Source organism: Xanthomonas sp. DAR 80977 (genome assembly GCF_041240605.1).
GTDB lineage: Bacteria > Pseudomonadota > Gammaproteobacteria > Xanthomonadales > Xanthomonadaceae > Xanthomonas_A > Xanthomonas_A bundabergensis.
In genome coordinates this window covers 473,712-494,407 of sequence record NZ_CP162487.1, presented here as the reverse complement: position 1 = coordinate 494,407, position 20,696 = coordinate 473,712, and the positions used below count along the sequence as shown (strand labels likewise).

Below are 20,696 nucleotides of genomic sequence, written 5' to 3'. Positions count from 1 at the left end.
CCCGCCCGCCCTCCCTTTCTTTCGGATTGCCATGAACGCCACGCCTCCGTTCCGCTCCAGCGCCGCGCAGACCACCCGCGCGCTGCTCGAACTGCGCGACCTGATCCTCGGCGGCACGCTGGCGCCGGGCGAGCGCCTGTCGGAACTGGCGGTGGTCGAACGCCTCGGCGTCTCGCGCACCCCGGTGCGCGCGGCGCTGCAACGTCTGTGCGAGGAAGGCCTGACCACCGCCCTGCCCGGCGGCGGCTACGCGGTGAAGTCCTTCAGCGAGCGCGACGTGCACGACGCGATCGAACTGCGCGGCACCCTGGAGGGGCTGGCCGCGCGCCTGGCCGCCGAACGCGGCGCCAGCGCCACCGACCTGCAGCAGGCGCGCGTGCTGCTGGAACGGCTGGACGCGGTACTGGCCTCGGACCTGGCCGAGGACGACTTCGCCGACTACGTGCAATACAACGAACGGCTGCATGCCTTGCTGATCGGGATGGCCGGCAGCGAGCTGCTCGCGCGCGAGTTCGCGCGCACGGTGCAGCTGCCGTTCGCCTCGCCCAACGGCTTCGTGATGGCGCAGGCGGCGGTGCCGGAAGCGCGGCTGATCCTGACCCTGGCGCAGGACCAGCACCGGCAGGTGGTCGAGGCGATCGAGCAGCGCCAGGGCGCACGCGCCGAGGCGCTGATGCGCGAGCACGCGCACCTGGCGCAACGCAACTTCCGCTACGCCCTGCGCGACCAGCACGCGATCGGCCGCGTCCACGGCGGCGCGCTGATCCGGCGCAAGGCGCCTGGCGCGCGGGCGCGCGGCAGCGACGGAACGTCCTGAGCCGACAGCGTGCCGGCCGCGGCGCGCACCGCTCGCGTTCTCAGCAGACCGTTCTTCTTCCTCCACACCTGGACCCCCGCCATGCGCAAGGAAACCCAGTGGTACCCCACCCGCGTGGTCGCGATCGCCGATGCCTGCGACGGCGTGCGCGAGATTCTGCTCGATCCCGGCGCGCACACGCGTCCGTTCGCGGTCGGCAGCCACCTCGACTTCCGCCTGCGCCTGAACGGGCGCGAGGACATGCGCTCCTACTCGCTGGTCGGCGAGCCGCGCGCCGACGGCCGCTACCTGATCGCGGTACGCGCGATGCCCGACAGCCGCGGCGGCTCGCGCCACATGTGGACGCTGGCGCCGGGCGACAGCCTCGAGACCTCCGTCCCCAGCAACAACTTCGCGCTCGACGAGCGCGCCGCAGAGATCCTGCTGGTGGCCGGCGGCATCGGCATCACCCCGATCCTGGGCATGGCGCAGCGGCTGGCGCAGCGGCATCCGGCGTTCCGCCTGCTCTACGTGGGCCGCGCGCGCAGCGCGATGGCCTACCTGCCGCAGCTGCAGGCCACGCTGGGCGAGCGCCTGCAGCTGCATTGCGACGACGAACACGGCGCGCCCGACCTGGAGACCGAGATCGCCAAGCTGTCCGCGACCGCGGAGATCTACGTCTGCGGCCCGCTGGGCATGCTCGACGCGGTGCGCCGCCACTGGCACGCCGCCGGACGTTCGCGCGCGCGGCTGCACTTCGAGACCTTCGGCAACAGCGGCAGCGCCGCGGCGCAACCGTTCGTGGTGCGGCTGCCGGCGCTGGGCCTGGAGGTCCCGGTGGCCGAGAACGAATCGATGCTCGACGCCCTGCAGGCGGCCGGCGTGGAAATGATGGCCGAATGCCGCCGCGGCGAATGCGGCCTGTGCCAGGTGGACGTGCTCGCCGCCGACGCCGGCCTGGACCACCGCGACGTCTTCTTCAGCGACGAACAGCGCCGCGAGAACCGCAAACTCTGCGCCTGCGTCTCCCGCGCCCTGGGCGGCAGCATCAGCATCGACACCGGCTACCGCGCCGACGCGCTGTGAGCCTGCGTCGCGCGACCGGCCAGAGTGGGATTGCCTCACACGCACCCCATCGAGGCAAATGAGGGTACGCGCGGAACCTCGTGCAATTTGAAGCAGCGCCAGGCTGCGCCCGTACCCTCACCCCAACCCCTCTCCCGATGGGAGAGGGGCTAAGAGCGCGCTAGCGCCGTTACTTCCACCGTCACGCTTGTCCTTACCCGGCTGTTGCTCCTGCTCCTGCTCTTGCTCTTGCTCCTGCTCTTGCTCTTGCTCTTGCTCCTACTGTTGCTGTTGCTGCTGTGCTTTTGATTTTCCGGGCCCCCTCAGCGCGGCAGACCCGGCGGGCGAATACCCGAAGGGCGGCGCGCAGGATGCGCGCCGTTTTTCGCTGGCACAGGGATGTGCCATCGAAAAATGCCCGTCGGGGCTGCGGCCCCGGAGCGCGCAGCGCGGAGGGCGCGCTGCGGGGTGTGCTTTCTTTTGGTTACTTTTCTTTGCACAAGCAAAGAAAAGTGACTCGCCGCAAGGCGAAAGCCTTTGCTGTTGCTCTCTGCTGTTGCTCTAGCTCTAGCTCTAGCTCTAGCTCAAGCGCTGGCTTCAGCACGTCTCCGGACCAAATAATCCAGCCCTCTCGCGGCGAATGAGATCGGACGCTGTACCGCTTCGTTCGTCGCGACTGAAGTCGCTCCTACAAGGAGCGGGGCAATCGATACGCCGATGGGATCCGCTGCCATCCGGCCTCGCGTTCCGCCGACCCGGCTAAGCCAACGCCGCCCCCGTCTCCATCGGCAACCCCGCATAGTTCTCCGCAATCGTCGCGCGCCCACCGGCACTGCCCAGCAGATAGTCCAACTCGGCTTCGTGCAGCCGCCGCTCGAACGCGTCCTCGTCGGGGAAGTGATGCAGCATCGTCGTCATCCACCACGAAAAGCGCACCGCCTTCCACACCCGCTTCAACGCCAGCTCCGAATAGCGCTGCAGCGGCGCAGCGTCGCCCTGCTGCCGCGCCTGCGCGAACAACGACGCCAACAGCCCCACGTCGCCCGCCGCCAGATTCAAGCCCTTGGCCCCGGTCGGCGGCACGATATGCGCCGCATCGCCGGCCAGGAACAGCCGCCCGTACTGCATCGGCTCCACCACATAGCTGCGCAGCGGCGCGATGCTCTTCTCGATCGCCGGCCCGGTGCGCAGGCGCGCGGCCACCGCGTCCGGCAGGCGCGCGCGCAACTCGTCCCAGAAGCGCGCGTCCGGCCAGTCCTCCACCCGCTCGCCGGCCGGCACCTGCACGTAGTAGCGGGTGCGCGTGGGCGATCGCATCGAACACAGCGCAAAGCCGCGCGCGTGCCGCGCATAGATCAACTCCTCGTTGACCGGCGCGGTATCGGCCAGCACGCCCAGCCAGCCGAACGGATAGACCCGCTCGTACTCGCGCAGCACCCCGGCCGGGATCGAGGCGCGGCTGATCCCATGGAAGCCGTCGCAGCCGGCGATGTAGTCGCAGCCCAGCCGCAGCCGCGTCCCGTCCTGCACGTACTCCACCCACGGCTGTTCGCCGTCCAGGCCGTGCAAGGTCACGTCCTCGGCGGCGTACACGCTGACGCCGCCGGCCTCGGCCCGCGCCTGCATCAGGTCGCGGGTGACCTCGGTCTGGCCGTAGATGGTGACCGCGCGCCCGCCGGTGGGGCCGCTCAGGTCGATGCGCTCGCGGCGCCCGTCCAGCATCAGTTCGAACCCGTGGTGGACCACGCCCTCGCGCTGCAGCCGCGCATCGGCGCCGGCCGCGCGCAGCAGCTCCACCGTGCCCTGCTCCAGCACCCCGGCGCGGATGCGCGAGAGCACGTATTGCGGCGAACGCCGCTCGATGACGATGGTATCGATGCCCTGGCGCAGCAGCAGCTGGCCGAGCAGCAGCCCCGCGGGACCTGCGCCGATGATGGCGACGGTGGTCTTCATGCTGTCCTCCCGAACACGGTTGCGGTACTTTTCGCCAGTCTTCTGCCGCGATCGGCGGATGCCAATGGACTAACCGCAGGATTTCCTGCACTTTCCGACGATGGCTGCGATCACCGAACCGAGCGTTCAGGCACACCCCGTCCCCGCGTTCCGCCTGTATGGGGAGACCGGCGACGGCGCCGCGGCCGATGCGCTGCACTGGGAATCGATCGCGGCGCGCAGCCGCCTGCACGATTGGCGGATCCGCCCGCACCGCCACCACGACCTGTCGCAGCTGCTGTACGTGCAGAGCGGCCCGGCCGGGATCCACATCGACGGCCGCAGCCAGCGCGTGGACCGCGCCACGCTGGTGTGGATGCCGCCGCTGTACGTGCACGGCTTCGATTTCCATCGGCGCATCCGCGGCCACATCGTCACCCTGTCCGCCGCGCTGCTGCAGGCCTGGCACGCGCAGTGGCCGCAGATGGCGCAGGCGCTGGCGCGGCCGGCGTGCCTGGAGGTCGGGCGCGAGCGCACCACGCTCGACGCCTGCTTCGCCGCACTCGCCGCCGAACACGCGCACCGCCGCGAGGGCCGGGTGCCGATGCTGCATGCGCTGGCCGGCCAGCTGCTGGTGTGGACCGCGCGGCGCGTGCTGCAGCAACCCGCGCCGGGCGCTGACAGCGGCCACGACCGCGGCAGCGCGCATGTGCGCGGCTTCCTGGCGCTGGTGGACCGGCACTATCGCGAACACTGGCCGCTGCAGCGCTATGCCGACCAGCTCGGACTCAGCGCCAGCCACCTCGGCGCGCTGTGCCGGCAGCATGCCGGCGCCGCGCCACTGCAGCTGCTGCAGCGGCGGGTGATGCTGGAAGCGCAGCGCAGCCTGGTCTACACCTCGCTGAGCGTGCAGCAGATCGCCACCTGGCTGGGCTTCGCCGACGCGGCCTATTTCAGCCGCTATTTCGCGCGCAACGCCGGCTGTTCGCCGAATGCGTTCCGCCGCGCGCAGCAGGGCGGCGGCGTGCCGGCACCGCGCTAGACTGCCCTCCCTCTCCGAACAGGTCGCTTTGGGCCGGTCGAGTTGCCAGCCGGGGCTGCGCGGCGCAGCGAGCCGGACCCGATCGCGTCACGCCAGGCGCTTGCGCAGGAAGTCGCCGCTGCGCTCGATCGCCTGGGCCGCGGCCGGCACCACACCCGCCATCTCGATGAAGCCGTGGACCATGCCGGGCAGTTCGACGTAGTCCACCGGCACCGCGGCGGCCCGCAGCGCCTCGGCGTACAGGCGACCGTCGTCGAGCAGCGCATCGCACTCGGCGGTGAAGATCAGCGCCGGCGGCAATCCGGCGAAATCGGTCGCCTGCAGCGGGGACAGGCGCGGATCGCGCGTGTCGATGCCAGACGACAGGAACGGACCGGACATCGCCTGCATCAGCTCCAGCGTCAACGGCGGCACCGCGCCATTGCGGCGCCGCGACGCGAACGCGTCGCCAGTCGCCGACAGGTCGGTGCCCGGATAGAACAACACCTGCGCGCGCAGCGCCACCTGGCCGCGCAGCAACTGGCACGCCATCGCCGCCAGGCCGCCGCCGGCGCTGTCGCCGGCCACCGCGAAGCGCGCCGGATCCAGATCCAGCGTGCCGGCATGCGCGGCCAGCCAGCGGATCGCCGCCAGCACGTCCTCGGGACCGGCCGGCGCCGGGTGCTCCGGCGCCAGCCGGTAGTCCACGGCGACCACCACGCAGCCCGCGGCCTGCGCCAGGCGCCGGCAGACCTTGTCGTGGCTGTCCAGGTCGCCCAGGCTCCAACCGCCGCCATGCAGGTACACGATGGTCGCGTACGGCGCCAGCGCTCCCGCCGGCACGTAGCGCCGCAGCGGGATCGGCCCCAGCGGCCCGTCGGCCTGAAAATCGCGCACGTCCTGCATCGGCCATGGCTCGCCACCGAGCAAGGTGGTGACGCCCTTGTACGCCTGGCGCATGGCCGGCATCGGCAAGCTGTGCAGCGGCGGCGCGCCCGCGCTGGCGGCGGCGATGGTCGTCAGCGCTTGCAACGCGTCGGGCGCCAGCCGCGCGGGATCGAAAGGATCTGCCTGCATCATGTGCTCCGGGTCAGGTGGCGTCGTGGAAAAGCCGGCCGCGCGGCCGGGTCAGTCGATCAGCATCAGCGCGTCCAGCGCGAGCACGCCGCGGCCCCGCGGGTAGACGAGCACCGGATTGAGGTCGATCTCGCGGATGCGCGGTTGCGCGCGCAGCACCGCGCCCAGCCGCACCACCAGTTCGGCCAGCGCGGCCACGTCCAGCGCCGGCGCGCCGCGATGGCCATGCAGCAGCGCCGCGCCCTTGAGCCGTTCCAGTTCGCGGACTACCGCGGCCGCCGGCAGGTCCGGCGCGAGCAGGCGCACGTCGCGGATCACCTCGGCGGCGACGCCGCCGAAGCCGACCAGGACCACCGGCCCCCACTGCGGATCGTGGCGCGCGCCAACGATCATCTCCATGCCGCGCTCGGCCATCGCCTCGACCAGCACGCCCTCCAGCGGCGCGTCCGGCGCATGCCGGGCCAGGTTGGCGTGCAAGCGCTCCCAGCCCTGCGCCAGCGCCGTCGCATCGCCGAGGCCGAGGATCACGCCGCCGACATCGCTCTTGTGGCCCAGCTGCACCGATTGCACCTTCAATGCCACCGGATAGCCGATCCGCGCCGCCGCCGCCTGCGCCTGCTGCAGCGTGCCGGCCAGTTCGCCGGGCGCGAACGGCAGCCCGAGCGGCGCCAGCAGCGCCTTGGCGCGGTGCTCGGGAATCACCCCGGCCTGCGCCGGCAAGGCGAGCTGCACCGGCACCGCCGCGGCTTCGTCGAAGTCGCGCGCGGCCAGCGCCGCCAGGCGTGCGAGCGCACGCAGCGCGCGCTCGGTGCTGGGGAAGTACGGCACGCCCAGTTCGCGCAGTTGGGCGAGATAGTCGGCCGGCAACGCCGCGCCCTCGTCCAGGCCGGCGAAGATCACCGCCTTGCGCGGGCGCAGTTCGCGCACCGCGCGCAGCACCGGCGGCAGCTTGATCGCGCAGGTCACCGGATCGGTCTGGATCAGGCCGACCACGATCGAGGCGCAGCGCGGGTCGTCGAACAGCGCCGCCAGCGTGCGCTGGTACAGGTCCGGATCGACCAGCCCCTGCGCGGTGAGATCGAGCGGATTGCTGACCGCGACGAACGGCGGCAGCGCCGCGCGCAGCGCCGGCGAATCGGCGTCGTGCAAGGGTGGCAGGGCCAGGCCCAGGTCCTCGCACAGGTCCAGGCACAGCGCCTTGAACGCGCCGGACTCACCCAGGATCGCGGTGCCCGCCGCCGGCAGGAACTGGCAGCGCAGCGCGATCTCGACGATGTCGCCCAGTTCTTCCAGGGTGTCGGCCAGCACCACGCCGGCGCGTTCGACCAGCGTGCGCATCACCTGATGGTCGCCGGCGAGCGCGCCGGTGTGGGTGGCGGCCGATTCGCGCGCGGCGCTGCTCTTGCCCGGATGCAGCAGCACCAGCCGGGTACCGGCGGCGCGCGCGCGCCGCGCCAGCGCCAGCAGCCGCCGCGGCTGGCGGAACTGCTCGGCGATCATCGCGATCACCCGCGTGCCCGGATGATCGAGCAGGAACTCGATGTAGTCCTCGATGTGGCTGGCGGCCTCGTTGCCGGTGGAGATCGCATAGGACAGCGGCAGCTCGCGGCTGGCCAGGGTGGTGTTGAGCACCGTCATCATCGCCCCGCTCTGCGAGAGGATGCCGATCGCCGGCGCGGCGCGGTTGCGCGCGGCCTGTTCGGCGCTGACGTCGGCTTCGATGAAGGTCAGCGGGATGCGCGCCAGGTAGTTGATGCAACCCAGGCAGTTGGGGCCTTCGACCAGCATGCCGGCCGCCGCGGCGATGCGCGCGATCTCGCGCTGCTGCGCCTGCCCGGCCTCGCCGGCCTCGGCGAAACCGGCCGAGAAGATCACCGCCGCGCCCACCCCGCGCGCGGCCAGCGCGCGCACCGCGTCGAGCACCGCCGGCTGCGGGATCGCCAGCACCGCCACGTCCACGCCGTCGGGCAGCTGTTCGATCGCCGCCAGGCACGGGCGCCCGCCGATCTCCTCGCGCTTGGGGTTGATCAGGTGGATCCGCCCTGCATAGCCGTTGCGTTCGAGATTGCCCAGCACCGAGGCGCCGAGCGCGCCGGGCGTCGGCGAGGCGCCGACGATGGCGATCGAGGCCGGCTCCAGCAGGCGCTGCACCGGGGTCCGCGCCGCGCCCAGCGGCGGCGCGGCGGAAGTCGTGCTCATGTCCATCGCGGCCTCGCTGTGGTCAGGCGTCGCGGCGTTGCCGGGACAGGTCGTAGGCGCCCAGGCCGGGCTTGTAGGTCTTCTCGTCCAGGAACTGCTTCAGGCCTTCCTTGCGGCCGTCGTTGTCGTAGCTGTTGGCCGCCTCCTGCGCGCGCACCAGGTAGTCCTCGGCGTTCTCGTAGGTCATCTCGCGCACGCGGCGGACCGCGTCCTTGGTCGCCTTCAGCGCCACCGGATTCTTCTTCGACAAGGCCTGCGCCACCTCCGCCACGCGCGCGCGCAGGCGCTCGCCCGGCAGCGCCTCGTTGACCAGGCCCCACTCGGCGGCAGTGCGCCCGTCGATCGGCTCGCCGAGCATGGCGTGGTACATCGCGCGCCGGAACGACAGCAACTCGGCCGCCACCTTGGACGCGCCGCCGCCGGGCAGGATGCCCCAGTTGATCTCGGACAGGCCGAACTTGGCCTCCTCGGCGGCGAAGGCCAGGTCGCAGGCGAACAGCGGGCCGTAGCCGCCGCCGAAGCACCAGCCGTTGACCATCGCGATGGTCGGCTTCTGGTACCAGCGCAGACGCCGCCACCAGCCGTAGCTCTCGCGCTGCGCCTTGCGCGTGCCGGCCAGGCCGTGCGCCTCGGTGTCGCGGAAATACTCCTGCAGGTCCATGCCGGCGGTCCAGGCGCTGCCCTCGCCGCTCAGCACCAGCACGCGCACGTCGTCGCGGAACTCGAGCGCGTCCAGCACCTCCATCATCCTGCGGTTGAGCGCCGGACTCATCGCGTTGCGCTTCTCCGGGCGGTTGAATTTCACCCAGGCCACGCCGTCCTCGACGGCATAGGCGACGGTGTCTTGTTCGGTGTTGCTGCTCATGTGGATCAACCTCAGTGGGGGGAGAATGGGAATCCTCCTTCTCCCGTCGGGAGAAGGTGCCCCGTAGGGGCGGATGAGGGGCGCCGCGAGAAATCCAACGCCGCAGTGAAGACGAACGCGTCGCCACGCGCCAGTGAGGCAAACGATCCAGCAACAGCATCACGATGGTTCACCTTGGCTGGCGCGTGGCGACGCGTTCGTCATGGCGGCTTCTGCGGATTTCTTGCGGCGCCCCCAACCCCTCTCCCGGCGGGAGAGGGGCTGACGCACGTCGCTCAGTACGGGTACTGCGGCACCGCATCCTTGATCGTGACCCACTGCCAGTGGGTGTACTGCTCCCAGTCCGCCGGGCCGCCGACGCTGGTGCCGTTGCCGGAGGCGCCGGTGCCGCCGAACGGGTTGACCACCTCGTCGGCCACGGTCTGGTCGTTGATGTGCAGCAACCCGGTGTGCAGGCGTTCGCCGATCGCCAGCGCGCGACCCACCGAAGCCGAGATCACACCGGCCGACAGGCCGTACTCGGTGCGGTTGGCCAGCTCCACCGCCTCGTCGTCGCTGTCGAAGACGATGATGTTGGCCACCGGCCCGAACACTTCCTCCTCGAACGCGCGCATGCCCGGCTGCACGTTGGACAGCACCGTCGGCGCGTAGAACAGGCCCTCATGGCTGCCGCCGGCCTCGACCACCGCGCCGGCCGCGACCGAGGCGGCGACGATGTCCGCGATGTTCTGCAGCTGGCGCTGGTCGATGATCGGCCCCAGCGCGACCTGGCCGCTGGCCGGGTCGCCGACCGGCAGGTGCCGCGCCTTCTCGGCCAGGCGCCGGGTCAGCTCGGCGGCGATGCCGCGCTGGACCAGCACGCGGCCGGTGGCCATGCAGATCTGGCCCTGATGGAAGTAGGCGCCGAAGGCGATCGCCGAGACCGCGCGCTCCAGGTCGGCGTCCTCCAGCACGATCAGCGCGTTCTTGCCGCCCAGTTCCAGCGAGACCTTCTTCAAGTGCCGGCCGGCCAGCTCGCCGATCTTGCGGCCGGCCGCAGTGGAGCCGGTGAAGGCGATCATCGGCACGCCGGGCGCCTCGACCAGCGCCTGGCCGGCATCGGCGCCACCGGGCAGCACGTGCAGCAGGCCCTTGGGCAGGCCGGCGGCGGCCAGCACCTCGGCGATGACGAAGCCGCCGGCGTACGGGGTGCGCGGATCGGGCTTGAGCACCACCGCATTGCCGACCGCCAGCGCCGGCGCCACCGAGCGCAGCGACAGCACCAGCGGGAAGTTGAACGGCGAGATCACCCCGATCACGCCCAGCGGCAACTGCCGCGCCAGGCTCAGGCGGCCGGGCACGCTCGGCAGCACCTGACCGCTGGCGTGCAGCGGCATCGCCGCGGCGCGCTGCAGCAGCACGATCGCCTCGCGCACCTCGTGTTCGCCCTTGGCCAGGATGCCGCCGGTCTCGCGCGCGATCAGCGCCGCGGCGGCGGGCGCCTGCTCCTGCAGGATCGCCGCGGCGCGATGGAACACCGCGGCGCGCTCGCGCGGCGGCGTCGCGGCCCAGGCGCGCTGCGCGGCGCGCGCCTTCGCCACCGCGGCGCCGACCTCGGCCGGCCCGGCCTTGCCGACCGCGTACAGCGGCTGGCCGGAGCCGGGTTCGATCACCTCGAGGGTCTGCGTCGCGGCGATCCAGTCGCCGTCGAACAGCGTGCCCTGCCAGGTCGCGGCATGGGCCAGGGGAGTGCTGGTGACATTCATGGTGCGTGGTCTCGGAAAATGGACGGGAGAACGGAGGTTCAGATCGCGGTGGCGGCCAGGCCGCCATCCACCGGCAGGTTGACGCCGTTGATCCAGCGCGCGGCATCGGAGGCGAGGAACACGATCGCCTCGGCGACCTCGTCGGCATAGGCCGGGCGCTTCATCTTGCCGGCGTCGGCCTGGACCCGCTCGGGCCCGAGCATGGTCACGAAATCGCCGAGGATCGGCGTGAACACCGGGCCGGGCGCGACGCTGTTGACGCGCACGTCGTGGCCGGCGAACCAGTCCTGCGAGCGCAGCGCGCTCCACACGATCAGCGCTTCCTTGAAGTACTGGTAGCAGGTGGCCTGCGCCACCGGATGCGCCTGCAGCCAGCGTGCGCCGGCGGCGTAGTCGGGGGTCTGCGCCAGTTCGCGATGCAGGTCCAGCCGTTGCGGCCATTCCGCGCCGAGGATCGAGGCGACGTTGACGATGCTGCCGCCGGGCGCGATCCGCGGCAGCAGCGCCTGGCTGAGATGGCGCAGGCCCAGGTAGTTCACCTTCGCCACCAGCGCCACCGGCGCGGTGCCGGGCACGCCGGCGATGTTGGCCAGCGCGTCGATGCGCTCGGGCAAGTGCGCCACCAGCGCATCGATCGCGGCCGGATCGCCGAGGTCGGCCTGGTGGAAACCGTCCAGCGTCATGCTGACCGGGTTGCGGTCCACGCCGATCACGCGCGCGCCATGGAAGCGCGCCAGCCGCGCCACCTCGCCGCCGATGCCCGAGGCCACGCCGGTCACCACGAGAGTCTTGTTGTGCAGGGTCATGAGAAGGAAATCCGGTTCAGAACACGTGGATGTACTGGAAGTTGACGTTGTTGCCGGAGGCGGCGTTCTTCACCTCCACCGGCAGGTACACATTGGCATTGAGGATGTTGTGCGCATCGATCCGCCACGACGCGCCGGGGCCGAGATAGAACTGGCTCTGCTTGGTGTCGGCCACGCGCTCGCCGTTGGTGCGGTTGTCGCGCAGCTGCTTGAGGTAGTAGCCGTTCACGCCCAGCCGGAACGCCGGGGTCAGCGCGTAGGAACCGGCGAAATTGACCCAGAACGCATCGCCGGCCTGGCCGTTGCGGAACGCGAAGCCGGCCAGCTGCGGCGCGTTGGCGGCCTTGTCGGCGCGGAAGTTGTAGAGGTAGTTCAGGCGTGCGCTGAGCTCCCACTGCGGCGTGGGCAACACGGTGAACGCCCAGCTCGGGATCAGCGACCAATAGCCCGAGCTCTGGTTGAGATCGCGGTCGCGATCGAACTTGCCCACCGGCGCGATCGCGTCGAACTCGAAGCGCTGGATGAACACCGGACGCCCGTCGCGGATCGTCGGCAGCATCTGCAGATACGGGCCGAAGGTGATGTCGCCCAGGCCGGAGCCGTTGTCGCGCAGCCGCGCCGGGCTGTCGCTGGCGAACGAGGCGTCGAGGTTGACCAGCGGCACCAGCGCGTTGAGCCCGAGCACGCCGCCGAACAGCTTGTACGGCGTGGCGTAGGCGAACTGGGTCAGCAGCAGCGTGGAGCCGATGTCGGTGCCGCGGAACGCCGGCACGTCGTTGCCGCGCGCGTCCTCGATCGCGTCCAGGTGCGTGTAGCGTGCGTACTGCACGATCCCCCAGCCTGGCTCGGTGCGGGTGAAGCCATCCAGGAAGCTGGTGCCGCCGGTGTTCAGCCCGTTCGGGAGCTGCACCGTCTGCGGCACGCTCTGCGCCCAGGCCGGGGTGCCGGCGAGCGAGAGCAGCAGGGCGAAGGAGAGATGCCGCGGACGCGGCGTTGCGGGGACGGCGACGGACATGCGACTCACGGCGATGGTTCTCCTGGACAGGATGGAACGGCCGAGCGCGGGGGGAGAGGAACGCCGCACGCGCTGCACGCGCCGGCCGGGACACACGGCAGCGTGGAGCGGGACGCGGCGGGGCGGCGCGCGGGCGCCGCGGCAATCAGGTCGTCGGTTCGATCCTGGCGAGCAGGTCGAGCGCACGCAGCAGCGAGCGCCCGGCGGACGCGCCCAGCGCCTGCAGCAGTTGCGCCTCCATCTGCTGCACCGCGGCCTCGGCCTCGTCCAGCAGCGCCTTGCCGGCCGCGGTCAGATGCAGATGCTGCATGCGCCGGTCCTGGCGTCCGCGCACCTGGCGCAGCAGCCGGCGCTTGATCAGCCGCGCGATCACGATCGCCAGGTTGGGCGGGGAGACGTCGAGCACCTCGGCGAGCTGGCGCTGGTTGGCGCCGCTGTTCGCATCCACCAGCACCAGCACCGAGAAGTCGACCGGCTTGAGTTCGTAGGCGCGCACGCAATCCAGGAACATCCGCCGGATCTGCAGCTCGGTCCGGGTCAGCCGGAAGCCGAGCAGCCGGGTCAGCCGGGCCTGGTCGATCGAGTCGGCCGGCGCGCTGCTGTCGGGGAGTTCCGTGTTGCTCAAGGGCGGTGCGCCATGTCCGGGAAGCGGTGCGCACAGCATAGCGCAGGCGTTCGCCGGTCCCGGCCGCCAGCGGCGCGCGGCCGCATGGCGCCGCCGCAGGCACCGCGGGCGCCGGCATGGCCGGCAAGAACGACGCACTGCCTCGCTGCTGCATCCGCATCCTCCCGGATCCGACCACACGCCATGGACACCGCGGCTTCGGACTGGCGCGCAACCGCCACGATCCGATCCGTCCCGCGTCGGCGACCCGGACCGGGCGCCGCACGCTTCAGTTACTTTGAATAATAGTTATTGATCATAATCATGATGGCAAGCTGCACTGCAGCATTCGGCAACGTCTCCTGACGTCGCCGCCAGGCCGGCGCCCGGCTCAGCGCGCGCTACGCTGCAACAGCAGGCAGACCGCGGCGGCCAGCAGCAGCGGCACCGCGCAGACCACGTACAGCGTCGACGGCGTCCAGCCGCGGTCGACCAGCAGGCCCACCGTCAGCGGCGACAGGATCGCGCCGAGCCGGCCGATGCCGATCGCCCAGCCCAGCCCGGTGCTGCGCACCTGCGGCGCGAACACCGCCGGCGCGGTCGCGTACAGGCCGGCCATCGCCGCGAACAGCGCCGCGCCGATCACGAACGCCACCGGGAAGGCGATGCCGAGCCGGGTGTTGAAGCCGGCGAACAGCGCCATGCCCAGCCCGGCCAGCAGCAGGCTGACGATGGTCAGGCGCGGCAGCGGCAGGCGCGAGGCCAGCCAGCCGAACAGGCTGCCGCCGACGATGCCGCCCAGGTTCAGCAGCACCCCGCCCGTGATGCCCTCTTGCGCCGAGACGCCGGCGGCGACCAGCAGCTTGGGGGTCCAGCTGAGCACGAAGTAGAACGCGAACATGTGCAGGAAGAACGCCAGCGCGATCAGCAGCGCCGGCCTGCGCAGGCTGCCGACGAACAGTGCCGCGTAGCCCTGCTTGTCGCCGATGGCGCGCACCGGCAGCGGCGGCAGTTCGGCCAGCGGCGCCATCCGCATCCGCGCCAGCAGCGCGTTGAGCCGCGCCAGCGCGCCGGGCGGGCGCCGCGTGACCAGGAAGTCCAGCGATTCCGGCAGCCAGCGCAGCACCAGCGGCACGCACAGCAGCGACGCCGCCGCGCCCAGCAGGAACACCGCGTGCCAGCTCCAGCGCGCGAGCACGAACGCGGCGATCAACCCGCCCAGGGTGGCGCCGACCGGATAGCCGGTGGCCTGCAGCGCCACCGCGGTGCTGCGCCACTTGGCGTCGGCGTACTCGGCGGTGATCACGCCGACGCTGGCCAGCATGCCGCCGATGCCGACGCCGGTGAACACGCGCAGCAGCCCGAGCTGCCACGCGTCCTGCGCCAGCGCCGACAGCGCCATGCCCACGGTCAGGATGCCCAGGCACCACAGGATCACCGCGCGCCGCCCGATGCGGTCGGCCAACGGCGCCAGGAACAGCGAACCGATCGCCATCCCGACCAGGCCGGCGCTGAGCATCAGCCCCAGCACCTTGCCCGACAGCTGCCAGTCGCCGGAGATATGCGGCGCGGTGAACGCCATCACCATCACGTCGAAGCCGTCGAGCATGTTGAGCAGCACGCAGATCGCGATCGCGATCCACTGGAAGCCGCTCATGCGCTCGAGCACGACGGAGGATGGCGCGGCGGCGGCGTGGCTCATGGCGGAACTCCTGGGTGGCGGGACCGGCTCAGCGCGCGGCGCTGGCGGCCTGGTGGATCGTGTCAAGCACTTCGCGCAGCCGGCCGACCTCGACCTGCCCCGGCGCCGAGGCCTTGCCGAGCATGCCGAAGGTCAGCGCCTGGCCGAAGGTCTCGCCGGACAGGCGCGAGACCACGCCGGTGCCGCCCATCGCCATGGTCAGCAGCGGGCGGTCGCTGCTGCGGCGCAGCTGCCAGGTGGCGTCGAGCAGCTTGAGCACGTCGCCGGCGTCGTGCGGCATCACCGCGATCTTCAGCACGTCCGCGCCCAGCGCCTGCTGGCGCTGCAGGCGCGCGACGATCTCGGCGGTGTCGGGGGTGCGCTCGAAGTCGTGGCTGGACATGACCACGGCCACGCCGGCGGCGTGCGCCTGCGCGACCAGCGCCTGCACCAGCGCCGCATCGCGGAACATCTCCACGTCCAGCAGGTCGGCGAAGCGCGCCTTCAGCAGCGTCGCATAGAGCTTGCCGTAGTCGGCGTCGGCGATCGGCCTGGCGCCGCCCTCGGCCTTGGTGCGGAAGGTCAGCAGCAGCGGCTTGCCGTGCAGGGCCTTGGCCACTTGCGGCCCCAGCCGCGCCAGCGCCTTGCGGTCGAGCGCGATGTCCAGGTAGTCGATGCGCCATTCGGCGATGTCGGTATCGGCATTGGCGGCGATGCGCGCGGCCTGGGCCAGCGCCTCGTCGGCGGTGGTGGCGGTGATCGGCACGATGGTCTTGGGCGCGCCTTCGCCGATGCGCACCCCGCGCACGTCGAGCACCTTGGTCGGCGGCAATGCCGGTGCCGCCGCAGCGGACTGCGCCGACGCCGGCGCTGCGGCAAGGATCAGCAGCCCGGCCAGGGCGGCGGCGCAGACGCGCGACAGGAACAGGGTCATCGGGACACCTCGTGGAAGCGATGGAGGACGCAGCGCAACGCGCCGGGACGCGGCGGGCTGCATCAGAACGTGACCTTGGCCTGCAGGCCGACCACCCAGGCGTTGTCGGTCTGGCGATAGGAGAAGGTGCCGGGATTGACCACGTACTGCACATCCGGGCGCAGCATCAGCCAGGGCGTGGCCTGGAAGCTGTAGGACAGCTCGTACAGTTCCTCCGCCCCGCTCAGCGCGTACAGCGGCGAATCCGCCGGCACCCCGGCCTCGACCAGCGAGGCGCGGCGCGCATCCACCAGCGTGCGGTTGATGTCGCCGCCGACGTAGCCCAGCGCGATGCGGTCCTGGCTGCGCGCGCCGATGCCCTGGTAGATCCCGCCCAGCGCGTACCAGCGGCGGATCTGCGCGGTGGCGCGGTCGGACTGCATGTACTCGCCGAACACGCTGAAGCCGCGCGCCGGATCGGCCGCCTCGCTGTACAGCTTCTGCTCGGCCAGCAGGTAGGCGCCGTGGCGGCCGGTGGTGTCGCGGCTGTCCAGGCCCTTGCGCGGCACGCGCGAAGAGTCGTAATAGCCGCCGACCTTGTACACGCCGGCGTGGCGCGTGCCCTTGCCCGGGGTCCAGGTCAGCTCGACCGGGAACAGCCCGCCGGTGGTGCCGCCGACGAACGGGCGGAACGCGTTGTGCACGTTGTCGCCGGCCAGGTTGGGGTTGACCTGGAACCAGCCCACGCGCAGGTTCAGCGCCGGACTCAGCTGCTGCGCGACTTCGCCGCCCCAGCGCGCCACCGGGTAGTTGTACCAGCCGCTGTTGCCGGACATCGCCAGCGGATGCGCGCAGAACGCGGCATTGACGAAGCTGGTGCCGGCGCCGAGCAGGCCGAACTGGTTGCCCATCGCGTAGTAGCCGAGCTTGAAGTAGGTGCCGCCGGCGAACTTCTGGTCGTAGCTGAACTCGGACAGGCGCGTGTACTGGCCGCCATAGGCTTCCTGCACCGGGAAGCGGTTGCCGATCAGGTCCACCGAGGTGCTGCGGCCGCGGCGGTCGTTGAGGGTGAAGCGGAAGGTGCCGCCCTCCCAGCCGGCGAGCTTGCCCATGTCCAGGTCCAGCCCCAGCCGCACCTGCTGCGCATAGCGCGCGCCGGTGCGGCCGTAGCCGCCGTCGGTCACCCCCAGCGCTTCGCCGACGTAGTCGCCGCGGACGCTGACCCCGTTCGCGGCCCAGGCGCTGCGCGTGCCGCCCCAGTCGCCGGTGAGGGTATTGCCGGCGTAGGCGTTGGCCGCGGACTGAGCGGCCGCCGCGGCGGGCAGCGCCAGCAGCACGGCGACGAGCAGCAGGCGGGATGGACGCGGCGATGCGGACATGCGGGAACTCTTGCTGGGCGGAAGAAGGGTCATGGCGATCAACGCGGCAGCGCCAGCGGCGCGCTCAGCGGCGAGGTCGCGCCGTCGGCGCTGGTGACGGTGGCGGTGAGGTTGGCCAGCTCGGCGCTGTCCGGCGGCAGGCGATAGCGGAAGCGTGCGTGGCCGTCGCCATCCACCACCGCGTCGAGCCGGCCGAGGTAGCGCTCGGCCTCGTCGCTGCCGGCGGCGCGGTTGCCGAACACCTCCACCGTGTAGCGGCTGCGCGGGGTGCCGGCGAACTCGCCCTGCAGCTCGCGCTGGCCGTCGCCGCCGCGCAGCGCCAGCAACCGCGGCGGCGCCTGGCCGTGGTTGGGCGCCGGCTGGCAGTCCGTGGTCTCGCCGGCGGCGCAGATCCTGGCGCGCTTGGACGGATCGGTGTCCACGCCGAGCCCGCGCGAGCCGACGAAGCTGGCGTGTTCCAGCCCCGGCACGCCGAACACGATCGCGCCGCGCGGCTGCCCCGGCACGCAGGCGCCGCCGGCCTGGCAACGCTCGATCTTCAGGCCGTTGCCGGACAGCAGGTTGGCGGTGAAGCGGTTGGCCTCGCTGCGCGGCTGCGGGCGCACCGCGATGCCGATGCCGTTGCCGCTGAGGGTGTTGCCGTCGACCACGTTGCCGCGGCCGCTGATGCTGACCCCGATCGAGTTGCCGGTGAAGGTATTGGCGGCGATGGTGTTGCGGTTGCCCCAGTTGATCTGCAACCCGTCGGAGTAGTTCTCGAAGCGGTTGCGCAGCACGCTGTTGTCGTTGCCCCACAGGATCTCGATGCCTTGCGACGGCTCGGGATTGGCGTCGGTGGAGCGGAACAGGTTGTCGGCCACCAGGTTCCAGGCCGCGCCGCGGGTCAGCTCCAGGCCGTCGCCGTTGTCGATGAACTCGTTGCGCACGATGCGGTTGTGCACGGTGGTGGTGGCGGTGGACTGGCCGCTGCCGTCGTCGCCGGTCAGCATCACCCCGGCGCCGCCCTTGTTGGCGACGATGCGGTTGTCGTGGAGTTCGTTGCCGCTGGCGCGGTTGATCAGCACGCCGATGCAGAAGTTGCGGATCTCCAGGCCGCTCAGCTCCACGCCCTGGGTGTCGCGCAGCACCAGCCCGGGCAGCGTGGTGGTGCGCACGTTGGCGCCGAACTGGCCTTTCTCCGCGCCGGGGCAGGCGTCGGTGCCCTTGCCGCGTACGTAGGCCGAACCGTCGATGACGATGTACTGCCCGTCCACGTCGCGCGCGCTGCCCACGATCTGCACCGGGCCCTTGATCTCCGGCAGCGGCGACGCCGGCCGGATCACGTACGGCGGCCGCCCCACCGCGGCGATCTCGATGCGATGGCGGCCCGGCGCCTGGTTGGCGGTGGCGATCGCCCAGCGCAGCGAGCCCGGCGCGCCATCGTCGGCATAGCGGTCCACGGTGAGCACGCTCAACGCCGCCGGCACCGGCTCGGCCTGGTAGGCGGACACGCACGGCGGCAAGACCGCCGCGGCCAGCAGCGCACACCCGGAAAACATACGACGCATGGGACACATCTCCGCACAAGGACCTTGATCGGCGCCGCCACGCGGCGCGCACTCCCGGCGGTCATCCCCTGCACCTGACCTCGGCACGCAAGTGCCGCCCTCGCCACGTCAGGGATGGAACGCTGGAACGAGAGGCAAAGCTAGTTTTATCGCACCGCACCATTCAAGTGCGAATATCGATGTAATGTGCGTTTATCGGACATCCGGTGATCGAAGGCTGCGCCGCTGGCGGTTCGCCGGGACCGGGGACTCGGGACCTGGGACCCGGAAAAGCGAGACAGCCGCTGCATCCTGCCTGCGCGAGCGCCTGGCGGGCAGGCGCTATCATCGGCGGCCGCGCCATGGCCTGGCGCAGGTCCCGCCCACTTCGTCGGAGAATGCCGTGAACCCGATCCGCCCGTTCCTGGACAAGACGCCGCAGCTGGGCGCACGCGTCTACGTGGATCCGGCCTGCACCGTCATCGGCGACGTGGTGCTGGACGAGGACGTGTCGGTGTGGCCGGGCACGGTGATCCGCGGCGACGTCAACCACGTGCGCATCGGCGCGCGCAGCAACATCCAGGACGGCACCATCATCCACGTCAGCCACCACAGCCCGTTCAACAAGGCCGGCTACCCGACCCTGATCGGCGCCGACGTGACCGTGGGCCACGGTTGCATCATCCACGCCTGCACCATCGAGGACCTGTGCCTGATCGGCATGGGCGCGTGCATCCTCGACGGCGCCACGGTCAAGCAATACGGCTTCGTCGGCGCCGGCGCGGTGGTCGGGCCGGGCAAGACGGTCGGCGAGCGCGAGCTGTGGCTGGGCAATCCGGCGCGGCTGGCACGCACGCTCAGCGACAAGGAAGTGGAAAGCCTGCACTACTCCGCGCAGCACTACGTGCGGCTGAAGGATCGTTACCTGGGCATGGCGGCGCCGGCGCAGTAGACCGCAACGGCGCACGCGCCGGCGCCGGCCGCGCGCGACACGGTGGGCGGCCGCACGACTGGCGCGGCATGGCGCTTTGCGCGACACTGCGCGCCTCTGGCGTGGGGACGCCACCGAATGGATTCGCGATGACCAAGACACTTCCGCTGCGCGGCCTGCTGGCCGCTTTCCTGCTTGCGCTGGGCGCCAGTACCGGACCGGCCATGGCCGCAGGCGGCGAAAACGGCGAGGACGGCATGACCGCCGAACAGTTCGTCGCCTCGCTGCACTTCCAGGACGGGCACATCGCGGTGCCGCAGGCCAAGGTGCATTTCGACTTGAACCACGACTTCCGCTATCTCGGCCAGGCCGACGCGCGGCAGGTGCTGGAGACATACTGGGGCAATCCGCCCGACGACACCGTGCTCGGCCTGATCGTGCCGCGCCAGCCCGCGCTCGACGAGAAAGGCAGCTGGGCAGTGGTGGTCACCTATGCCGACGACGGCTACGTGTCCGACGAGGACGCCAGCAAGATCGACTACAAGGACATGCTCGCGGACATGCAGAAGCAGACCCGCGAGGAAAACACGCAACGCAAGGAAGCCGGCTACGAGAGCGTGGACCTGATCGGCTGGGCGGTGCCGCCGCGCTACGACGCCGCGAGCAAGAAACTGTACTGGGCGCGCGAGCTGGCGTTCCAGGGCAACGCGGGCCACACCCTCAACTACGACATCCGCGTGCTCGGCCGCCACGGCTACCTGAGCCTCAACGCGATCGCCGGCATGGACGAACTGCCGCAGGTGCGCGCCGGCATGCAGCAGTTGCTGCCGATGGCCGAATTCGACAGCGGCGCGCGCTACGCCGACCACAACCCATCCACCGACAAGATCGCCAGCTATGGCCTGGCCACGCTGATCGGCGGCGGCCTGGCGGCCAAGGCCGGCCTGTTCGCCAAACTCGGCCTGGTGCTGGCCAAGGCCTGGAAGCTGGTGGCGCTGGGGCTGATGGCGCTGGTCGGCGGCATCGGCAAGCTGTTCTCCGGCCGCAGGCGCGACGGCGGCACGGTGCGCTGAGCCGTCCGCGCGGCGTGCCCGCCGCACCGCGGTGGTCATCGCAAGGATCATCCGCCGCGGGCGCGGCG

At 71.3% G+C, this 20,696-nt stretch carries 17 protein-coding genes; 5 read left to right on the top strand and 12 right to left on the bottom strand.

Translation table 11 applies throughout. From position 1 onward, the window contains the following. Positions 1-31 precede the first annotated feature (31 nt). Complete coding sequence (locus tag AB3X10_RS02235; protein WP_228318733.1) at positions 32-817, top strand: GntR family transcriptional regulator; 786 nt, start codon at positions 32-34, stop codon at positions 815-817. A gap of 81 nt (positions 818-898) precedes the next feature. Then, positions 899-1,882: a PDR/VanB family oxidoreductase gene (locus tag AB3X10_RS02230; RefSeq protein WP_369978705.1), complete on the top strand. Its 984-nt coding sequence runs from the start codon at positions 899-901 to the stop codon at positions 1,880-1,882. 738 nt (positions 1,883-2,620) lie between these two features. Here the strand turns inward: AB3X10_RS02230 and pobA are convergent. Beyond that, the gene (pobA, locus tag AB3X10_RS02225; protein ID WP_369978703.1) at positions 2,621-3,814 is read right to left on the bottom strand and encodes a 4-hydroxybenzoate 3-monooxygenase; all 1,194 of its coding nucleotides are present in this window, start codon (positions 3,812-3,814) and stop codon (positions 2,621-2,623) included. A 100-nt stretch (positions 3,815-3,914) separates the two neighbouring features. On the opposite strand from pobA, the gene AB3X10_RS02220 reads away from it, so the two are divergent. Next, on the top strand, positions 3,915-4,835 hold the full coding sequence (locus AB3X10_RS02220; RefSeq protein ID WP_369978701.1) for a helix-turn-helix domain-containing protein: 921 nt from the start codon (positions 3,915-3,917) through the stop codon (positions 4,833-4,835). Between the two features lie 87 nt (positions 4,836-4,922). On the opposite strand, the gene AB3X10_RS02215 is transcribed toward AB3X10_RS02220, so the two are convergent. The 11 genes from AB3X10_RS02215 to AB3X10_RS02165 form a co-directional block, all read right to left on the bottom strand. Further along, the gene (locus AB3X10_RS02215) at positions 4,923-5,891 is read right to left on the bottom strand and encodes an alpha/beta hydrolase (RefSeq protein ID WP_369978699.1); all 969 of its coding nucleotides are present in this window, start codon (positions 5,889-5,891) and stop codon (positions 4,923-4,925) included. Between the two features lie 51 nt (positions 5,892-5,942). Then, positions 5,943-8,090 carry an acetate--CoA ligase family protein gene (locus AB3X10_RS02210; protein ID WP_369978697.1) on the bottom strand — a complete coding sequence of 716 codons (2,148 nt, stop codon included), beginning with the start codon at positions 8,088-8,090 and terminating at the stop codon, positions 5,943-5,945. 22 nt (positions 8,091-8,112) lie between these two features. Next, complete coding sequence (locus tag AB3X10_RS02205) at positions 8,113-8,955, bottom strand: p-hydroxycinnamoyl CoA hydratase/lyase (protein WP_369978695.1); 843 nt, start codon at positions 8,953-8,955, stop codon at positions 8,113-8,115. 275 nt (positions 8,956-9,230) lie between these two features. Further along, positions 9,231-10,700 carry a benzaldehyde dehydrogenase gene (locus AB3X10_RS02200; RefSeq protein ID WP_369978693.1) on the bottom strand — a complete coding sequence of 490 codons (1,470 nt, stop codon included), beginning with the start codon at positions 10,698-10,700 and terminating at the stop codon, positions 9,231-9,233. Positions 10,701-10,738: 38 nt separating this feature from the next. Beyond that, on the bottom strand, positions 10,739-11,506 hold the full coding sequence (locus AB3X10_RS02195) for a coniferyl-alcohol dehydrogenase (RefSeq protein ID WP_369978691.1): 768 nt from the start codon (positions 11,504-11,506) through the stop codon (positions 10,739-10,741). A 16-nt stretch (positions 11,507-11,522) separates the two neighbouring features. After that, entirely contained in the window at positions 11,523-12,521 is a 999-nt protein-coding gene (locus AB3X10_RS02190; protein WP_369981604.1) for a SphA family protein, read from the bottom strand. A 145-nt stretch (positions 12,522-12,666) separates the two neighbouring features. After that, the gene (locus AB3X10_RS02185; RefSeq protein WP_369978689.1) at positions 12,667-13,185 is read right to left on the bottom strand and encodes a MarR family winged helix-turn-helix transcriptional regulator; all 519 of its coding nucleotides are present in this window, start codon (positions 13,183-13,185) and stop codon (positions 12,667-12,669) included. A 331-nt stretch (positions 13,186-13,516) separates the two neighbouring features. After that, complete coding sequence (locus AB3X10_RS02180; RefSeq protein ID WP_369978687.1) at positions 13,517-14,827, bottom strand: MFS transporter; 1,311 nt, start codon at positions 14,825-14,827, stop codon at positions 13,517-13,519. Positions 14,828-14,855: 28 nt separating this feature from the next. Next, entirely contained in the window at positions 14,856-15,740 is an 885-nt protein-coding gene (aroD, locus tag AB3X10_RS02175; RefSeq protein WP_369978685.1) for a type I 3-dehydroquinate dehydratase, read from the bottom strand. A 62-nt stretch (positions 15,741-15,802) separates the two neighbouring features. Beyond that, complete coding sequence (locus tag AB3X10_RS02170) at positions 15,803-17,098, bottom strand: carbohydrate porin (RefSeq protein WP_369978683.1); 1,296 nt, start codon at positions 17,096-17,098, stop codon at positions 15,803-15,805. A gap of 38 nt (positions 17,099-17,136) precedes the next feature. Further along, entirely contained in the window at positions 17,137-18,645 is a 1,509-nt protein-coding gene (locus AB3X10_RS02165) for a right-handed parallel beta-helix repeat-containing protein (RefSeq protein WP_369978681.1), read from the bottom strand. A gap of 382 nt (positions 18,646-19,027) precedes the next feature. Between AB3X10_RS02165 and AB3X10_RS02160 the strand changes: the two genes are divergently transcribed. Both AB3X10_RS02160 and AB3X10_RS02155 read left to right on the top strand, forming a co-directional pair. After that, a complete protein-coding gene (locus tag AB3X10_RS02160; RefSeq protein ID WP_369978679.1) occupies positions 19,028-19,576 on the top strand; it encodes a gamma carbonic anhydrase family protein in 549 nt (182 codons plus the stop codon). A 128-nt stretch (positions 19,577-19,704) separates the two neighbouring features. Then, positions 19,705-20,628 carry a DUF2167 domain-containing protein gene (locus AB3X10_RS02155; RefSeq protein ID WP_369978677.1) on the top strand — a complete coding sequence of 308 codons (924 nt, stop codon included), beginning with the start codon at positions 19,705-19,707 and terminating at the stop codon, positions 20,626-20,628. Positions 20,629-20,696: the final 68 nt, after the last annotated feature.